Origin of the sequence: uncultured Clostridium sp., from assembly GCF_937920395.1 — a bacterium.
Classification (GTDB): domain Bacteria; phylum Bacillota; class Clostridia; order Clostridiales; family Clostridiaceae; genus Clostridium_AD.
In genome coordinates, this window is sequence record NZ_CALEVF010000267.1 from 1 (window position 1) to 7099 (window position 7099).

General features: G+C 29.5%; 8 protein-coding genes and 2 pseudogenes. 4 read left to right on the forward strand and 6 right to left on the reverse strand.

Going from position 1 to position 7099, the window contains the following annotated elements:
• Nucleotides 1-250: DUF4351 domain-containing protein (locus Q0649_RS17015; protein WP_298844820.1), on the forward strand; the 250-nt coding region annotated here is incomplete at its 5' end.
• A gap of 183 nt (nt 251-433) precedes the next feature.
• On the opposite strand, the pseudogene Q0649_RS17020 reads toward Q0649_RS17015, so the two are convergent.
• The 4 genes and pseudogenes from Q0649_RS17020 to Q0649_RS17035 all read right to left on the reverse strand — a co-directional run.
• Nucleotides 434-580, reverse strand: a pseudogene (locus Q0649_RS17020) (MFS transporter); the annotation flags it as partial.
• Nucleotides 581-589: 9 nt separating this feature from the next.
• Nucleotides 590-1642 carry a DUF6155 family protein gene (locus Q0649_RS17025; protein ID WP_298844822.1) on the reverse strand — a complete coding sequence of 351 codons (1053 nt, stop codon included), beginning with the start codon at nt 1640-1642 and terminating at the stop codon, nt 590-592.
• Nucleotides 1643-2281: 639 nt separating this feature from the next.
• Nucleotides 2282-2800, reverse strand: a pseudogene (locus Q0649_RS17030) (DEAD/DEAH box helicase family protein); the annotation flags it as partial.
• Complete coding sequence (locus tag Q0649_RS17035) at nt 2791-3039, reverse strand: hypothetical protein (RefSeq protein WP_298844824.1); 249 nt, start codon at nt 3037-3039, stop codon at nt 2791-2793. The gene Q0649_RS17035 and the pseudogene Q0649_RS17030, both read right to left, overlap by 10 nt.
• A gap of 148 nt (nt 3040-3187) precedes the next feature.
• On the opposite strand from Q0649_RS17035, the gene Q0649_RS17040 reads away from it, so the two are divergent.
• From Q0649_RS17040 to Q0649_RS17050, 3 genes are all read left to right on the forward strand, one after another.
• On the forward strand, nt 3188-3523 hold the full coding sequence (locus Q0649_RS17040; RefSeq protein ID WP_298844827.1) for a helix-turn-helix domain-containing protein: 336 nt from the start codon (nt 3188-3190) through the stop codon (nt 3521-3523).
• A 294-nt stretch (nt 3524-3817) separates the two neighbouring features.
• Nucleotides 3818-4297 carry an NUDIX hydrolase gene (locus Q0649_RS17045; protein ID WP_298844830.1) on the forward strand — a complete coding sequence of 160 codons (480 nt, stop codon included), beginning with the start codon at nt 3818-3820 and terminating at the stop codon, nt 4295-4297.
• Nucleotides 4298-4681: 384 nt separating this feature from the next.
• Nucleotides 4682-5083 carry a hypothetical protein gene (locus tag Q0649_RS17050; protein ID WP_298844832.1) on the forward strand — a complete coding sequence of 134 codons (402 nt, stop codon included), beginning with the start codon at nt 4682-4684 and terminating at the stop codon, nt 5081-5083.
• 278 nt (nt 5084-5361) lie between these two features.
• On the opposite strand, the gene Q0649_RS17055 is transcribed toward Q0649_RS17050, so the two are convergent.
• Complete coding sequence (locus Q0649_RS17055) at nt 5362-5796, reverse strand: phosphatase PAP2 family protein (protein ID WP_298844835.1); 435 nt, start codon at nt 5794-5796, stop codon at nt 5362-5364.
• A 39-nt stretch (nt 5797-5835) separates the two neighbouring features.
• On the reverse strand, nt 5836-6405 hold the full coding sequence (locus Q0649_RS17060) for a phosphatase PAP2 family protein (RefSeq protein ID WP_298844838.1): 570 nt from the start codon (nt 6403-6405) through the stop codon (nt 5836-5838).
• Nucleotides 6406-7099: the final 694 nt, after the last annotated feature.

Below are 7099 nucleotides of genomic sequence, written 5' to 3' on the forward strand. Positions count from 1 at the left end.
TTCTAATGCATCAAACATCTTTGGTAAATTAAAAAGTGATGGAATAAAAGAAGGTAAGAAAGAAGGCAAGGAAGAAGGCAAGAAAGAAGGTAAGGCCGAACTCCTTATGACGCTGCTAAAAAAAAGATTCGATGGTCTTTCTGATTATTATACAGATAAGATTAGATTTTTACCCGAGGGTGTTATTGATCAAATAGCAGCAGATATATTTGATTTAGAAAAAGTTGAGGATTTAAAAAAATACTTATAAAAAAACAAGTGAACAGCTATGAGGTAATTCATAGCTGTTTCAATTGTTTTTTTTGTAACTCGACGTATTAGAAGATCCTATAAAAACATTTCCATCCTCTTCATATTCAAATATGTATGACTTAGGGTGAAAGGATATAACGTATTGAAATTATTCAATACATCTATCTATAACTCTATATTATATTTTATGGCTCATTCTATTATATAATAATAAGGTTGACCGTGTAGCACCTGAAACCAAACCTACATTCCTTACTAATGCATTTATACTTTCTGCTATACCAAGCTTATCTTTTGATACTGTTGACATAATTAATGAAGTATTAGGAAATGAATTTTATTCTCTTATAAATTCAGTGCCACACATTTTACATATAACTTGATCTTCAAAATCTTTATTTAAAACTTCTTTAATATATAGCTCACTGCTTCCACATTTGCAACATTTTCCTTCTCTATATTCCCAATAATCGTTATCCATTTCATAACAGCATTTTTGCCATAAAATCAGTTCTATAAGTTCTATAGAATATGATGTTTTATTTGATATGAAGTCATACTCATCATCATTACTATAATTTATGAATTGTACATCCATCTTTGAAAGAAAAACTTCATCTGCATTAATAATTTCACTGATTATCTTAACAATATTCATTTTTTTATCAAAACCCGAAAGAGTATTTCTTTGTTTAAATCTTTCTGTGATATATTCTTTTATCTGCTTCAACTCATTATCATCGGAATCAATATCTTCGATATCAATCCACACTATTTCAAAATACATGATGCTAAGGCTATCATGAAATCCCCATCCTATTCCACTAGTATCATCCACAACGGCTTTTAACCTTTTCCTCAATATACCAAAAGTTTCCGAATTATTCTGTTCATTAATAGAACTTACTACAGATTCATACATGCTTTCAACATTCTTATAAAAACTATCATTAATGTCTCCATATGTAGTCGTAAACTCAACTCCCATTTCAACATAATAAAGCATTAAATCAATTACAGATTTTTCATCTGAGTGCAACTTTTTAAAATAATTCACTATTTTTTTTGCTTCTCCTATTTTAAATTGTTTTCTCATGCTATTTGGAAAGAATACATCATGAATCTTATTTTTATAAGTTTCCAATATTCGTTCGATTTTATCATGTTCTCCATATTTAACAGTTATATATTCCTTTATCTGTATACTAGCTTTATAACTGTCTAAAAATAATTTTATTATTTCTTCTCTACTTTGTTTTTTTAGTATATTCTTTAGTTCTGTTAAACTTAATAGATAATCATTATTTTTCATATTATTCATCTCCATTTCAGGTGCCATCCATTTAAAAATTGGCAAGCTCTTATCAATTACTACTATGGTACCCTCCACATTTTATCACAGCAACTTGTTGATTTAAATACACCCAGTTTTATTACCACATCCATATTTCCTTTAGACCAAGAAATAAATACCTTGAGTTTTTGACTAGATTAAAGAATATAGTAATTAATTTTAGTAACCTAACTTCATAGAAATTTAAGATTCTCCATGGTTGATGTTTACCACGTTCCAATGACTTTTATCACTACATATACTTTTAGGTCATTCCTTTGAGCCTGTTTGCTTGATACTGCCTTTAACAGTATAAGGATTTTCATAAAGACGAATTTTACTCATCCCCACAAACCATACAACTACGGTATGAAAAACATTTCTATTCTTACAACATATAGACTCGTACTTTCGGAATTTCGTCAGTTCCTATGGAACTATTCTAACCATGAGTATTTTATGGACTCCCGACCTATCATACACACGACCACCTCTGGTTCGCTGTTCCTCTACTCTGCATATGCAGAGTGTTAGGGTGTACTCTCAATCGACTTCACCGAGCTTATAACCACTTTATTCTTAACAATAAAATCGCTATTCAGAGTATCAGAGAAAGCCCTTCAAGGCGTTACCCTATCATTTGACTTTTCAATGTCATCAGTTCTTTTAACTTTTCAATTAGCAACGTGTCGCACCATCTTTGTTATCCAATCTCTCTGGAGTTGCCTTGAGTCCTAAAAGAAACTTTGGAGTGAAATATTCTAATATATTTGAGTAATTACCTGCTGCTGCATGGTGAAATTCATTGAATCGAAAGCAGCAAGATATGTTTTACCTATGCCCGCTTCTGCCTAACTAATCCTTTATCTAAGACTTCTTCTCTACATTTCCTTAGGTCACAGTATAGTGCTTCAATTTGTGCACCTCTAGGTTCATACAGCGGAATTACTAAAGCATATTCATCTTTGTTATCTTCTACTTTTTCTAATGTATTAAAGATTTTAGGCCTTTTCCATACTGATGAATAACACCTAAGTTCAGCATCGTCAATAATTATGGAATGATTTAAAAATAAGTCTTCAAAAGCATTCTTAAAAAAAGTAAAATCCTCTAAGTTCTTATTCTGCAGCTTTGAAGGAGATGATTCGATCTATAATTCCATTCTATACCAACAGTTAATACAGAATTGGACATATTAGAGGACCCTATAAAAACATTGAAAATTGACTTGATAGCCTTGAAAATGAGGTTACAAAAATAGTTGTAAAGATAGACGGATTTCCACTCCCTAATATTAGAACTCCCTTTTCCCTCAAATAATTTATTTCTTTTCCTATTTTAAAATGAGTATCTGCATTTGCGTTACTATCCACACTAAGCTGATACACAGGTATATCTGCCTCAGGGTACATTTTATTAAAAACAGATAGCTTAATAAACCGGCTCTCTGCCATTTTATTCTCATGCTATTTATAATTGTTGCTCCTCTTATATATCTATGTTAAAATTGATTTTACAGTAATAATACCACGTATATATAAAATATCAAGTACATTTTTTATTCAACGTAAGCATCAAATAGATACTATGGAGGAAACTGCGATGGAAAGTAATAATAATCTTTTTGGGAAATGCCCATATTTTACAGCCCAAAAAATATTTGCTGGGAAATGGTCAATATTAATCTTGTATCATTTGAGTGATGGAGCACTTCGTTATGGAGAGCTCCAAAGAGGAATAGGCGATATTACGCAATCTACACTAACAAAGCAATTAAGATTGCTCGAAAGTTATGGATTGATTAATCGATATGTTTATTCGGAAATCCCACCCAAGGTGGAGTATTCACTAACCGATTTAGGGAAAGCATTCAATCCAGTATTAGAACAGTTTGGAATATGGGGAGATAAGTATATTGAATCTCTTAATAATAAATAGGTATTGATAAAATAGTAGTTTGAAATTCAATTTTATAATTAATTTAACCTATTATGGTTACTTAATCTAAATCTTTAAGTAATACTTTTGTTGTAATGCTTTAGTAGTATTGTCAAATGTGTTTATTAAAAACAAAAACATACAATATAATTTTCGTTATATTGTATGTTTTTTTATCGCCTATAACTATAAAATCTTCATATGCAATATATAGTATAATTGAGCATATAAGTTAATTCGGATTTGTATTTTAATGCGTTGTAATGATAATTTATATTTTGGGAGGTTAAAGACATGGATTGTGGATTTAAAAATGATGAAGGATGGTTTCGTTATCGTGCAGCAGCAATCATTATTGAAGATGGCTGTGTGTTAATGGCAAGTAATGAGTTGGCATCCTATTATTATTCAGTTGGTGGAGGAGTTCATCTACATGAAACAGCTAAAACTGCTGTAAAAAGAGAAGTTTTAGAAGAGACAGGAATGGTTTACGAAATAGATCACCTTGCCTTCATCCATGAAAATTTCTTTATAGATGACACTGTGGCATTAGGAGTACCTTGTCATGAAGTAGCTCTCTATTATCTAATGAAACCAAAAGGTACTAAAGAATTGAATTCAAACAGTTTTACACAAGGAGTTAGAGAAAATATGAGTTGGCTACCCATTGAAAATTTAAGTCGATATACGATTTTCCCAACCTTTTTTAAGGATAGGTTAAGATGTATACCAAATTATCCAGAGAACATTGTTACTTTGGAATATGAAAAATAGATATGGAAAATTCATTTATTAGGACGAAACTGTAAAATAATGCGTCACATATGAATTATTTTACTGTTGTGACACAAAACATCTACAATAATTATATCATTATTACTGTAAATTGGATGTAAAAATAAATATACGATTTTTAGCCAAAAGATTACAGGGTTACATAAGAATATAAAAGTTGAAATTCATAAAAACAATCTAATTTTTAAAATTAATAAGTAAAACTTTTACATTTATGGGGTTGCATTTTTATTATCGTACGGAATATCATTTCTGCGTACGATACCCCTATTAGAATTCAGTAAAAAAATTATCAATAAGTGTTATGATACTAGGATAAAAATGTTTACAGTATCCTAAAACATTAGCATTGGAGGAATTAACTTGAAAACATTTAATAAAATTTTAAAAATTATCACATTTATATTTTGTTTATGTAACATATTATTCTTCATGGCGTGGGGAGTTGCGTTTACTGAAACTGATAGAGATAAAGTATCTTTGATTTTTGCGATTATTCACGCTCTACTTATTATATACACTTTATATTGTCTTTATAAAATCAATAAAAGTAGAAAACACTATACTAAATTAATCTTTATATTAGGTATTATAATAAATTATGCGCTATATAAACAGTGTGTATATACTGGATATACTGGTAGTTTTTTAGAACTAGCCACAGAGGGATTTTTTTATGGTATAGGTCCTGTAGTTTTAATTTATTTATCTACTATATTTAATTACTTTACTTATAGGGAACATGGTAATACTCAGCAAGATTAATCTATTTACAAGTTGGGTGTTTTTGCCTATCCCGCCAAAAAGGTATATTAGTAGATTATATAGAAAAAAGGAATTGCTGCCTTTTAAAGTTGATGAACAATATTCTAATATATTGACACAAGTAAACCCATAATTCTTATAAAGTATATCCACATCGCTATTATAATAATTAAAGATATTTTCATTCTAAGCCTTAATTTTCTATCATTTATTTTTGACATTTTACTGTTCTCCCTTTTTCATAAATAAACCTCCTTTTTGTTCAATGTTTGTAGAATTTATTTTTTTCTTAAATCTTCAATTTTAAAAACAATCATCTCCCATATTTTAAACGCAAAGTTAGTTATATAGTCAAAATATCTAGGGAATCTTTGTATTGTTTTATATGTGGCATAAGCTATTATCGCTCCACCGACAATGTCCAATGGATAATGAAGTCCAACATATACTCTGGCAAAACATAATAATAATGATATACCTATCATAACTCTTCCGAAATACTTATTTACAAATAGTATCGGTAAGGCGAGAGCTAATGAAAAAGTAGCATGATCACTAGGAAATGATGGATCAATGGACGGATTTACTAATAAATGAGCTGCATGTAATGTATAAGGTCTTGGTCTAAAATATATAAACCCAATTATATGATTTATTCCTAAAGCAATTAACATTATCATTACACCCAATATAGCTGCTTTTCTGTTTGCCATAACCTTTTCTTTTGTGTCTTTTTTAAACCGAATATCTCTCTATTTTTTCTTCAATGTATTAGGCTTGTCATTGTAATTTATATAACTTACTTTATCAAATAAAAAAATTATTATTCCACTACATATAAGTCCCAAAACTATACCACCTAAAATATCTGTAGGATAATGCACATATAAATATAATCTTGAAAAAGCTATCATAGCTGCTAAACTAAAAAATTCAAATGCATAATTTTTCAAATATCTTGCTAATACTCCTGCAACTGCAAATGAGGAAGTAGTGTGCCCTGACGGAAATGAATAAGATAAAGGTTTCGCAATTAAAAGGTTAATTGATGGTATAGTTGCTGCTGGACGTATACGCTTAACAACATTTTTTAATACTACGTCTCCTAAAATTGTGCTTAGTACTAAAGCGGCTAAAGCCATAAAGCCTATTCTTCTATATTTTTTGCTAATCATCAGTAGCACTATTATTATAATCCAGACAATACCTCCATTACCTAAGTATGTTGATATAACCATGACTTTATCCATAATAGTTCCATGCATATTAGCTTTTATATATAATAATATTGAACTATCGAATTTCTGTATTAAAGATATCATTGTCCTTAGTGCCCCCTAAATAATAATATAAGATATAAATTTCTTCATATAGCGTATAATATATTTATTAAAAACAGATTAAAAAAGCATTAGATTTAACTTAAAGTTACATATTAATTAAAATAATACGAATGATTTCTTACTTATCTTCGTTTTTGGTTTTTTATTACTTAGATTCCATTTATAAATTCAACTTAGCTATTCACAATGTTATAATATTTCCTGAATAGAGAAAATAGATGTAAACTTCCTGAGAGGTATTCTTATACCTATACTCGTGAAATAGCGTATCATTCCATCAGTGAGTATTTCGTGTTTTAGCTGGTTGGGTCTCCTACTTTGGAACTACCCGTGTCACTAACAAGGTTGCAAACTAACTGATAGAAGTGGAATCTCTACTCTACCCCAATTTAAACAAAAGGAGATGCTTATTATTCAAAATTAATCATACAGTTGAAGGTTTCAAATATTTTTTAGATCAAATAAAAAAAGCGGAAGAAGTGTATGCCAAGAAGCTTACCAGTTAAGAGATCCTAAATTACACCAAAGAATGTATTTAGAAAATGATTCTAGATCGGTAGCCTAACTTAAATCTGAATAATTACTAAATTTACCATTGTAACTGTTTTTATATCGCCAACTTTTGCTATCATATAATGGTAATCGCTGTTTTTAGTTAAGAGCTCTGCACCTG

Excerpts from the sequence above, each read along its gene's own strand:
- Q0649_RS17060 (WP_298844838.1), bottom strand. The coding sequence starts at position 6,405 with ATGATATCTTTAATACAGAAATTCGATAGTTCAATATTATTATATATA.
- Q0649_RS17055 (WP_298844835.1), bottom strand. The coding sequence starts at position 5,796 with ATGGCAAACAGAAAAGCAGCTATATTGGGTGTAATGATAATGTTAATT.
- Q0649_RS17040 (WP_298844827.1), top strand. The coding sequence starts at position 3,188 with ATGGAAAGTAATAATAATCTTTTTGGGAAATGCCCATATTTTACAGCC.
- Q0649_RS17045 (WP_298844830.1), top strand. The coding sequence starts at position 3,818 with ATGGATTGTGGATTTAAAAATGATGAAGGATGGTTTCGTTATCGTGCA.
- Q0649_RS17035 (WP_298844824.1), bottom strand. The coding sequence starts at position 3,039 with ATGGCAGAGAGCCGGTTTATTAAGCTATCTGTTTTTAATAAAATGTAC.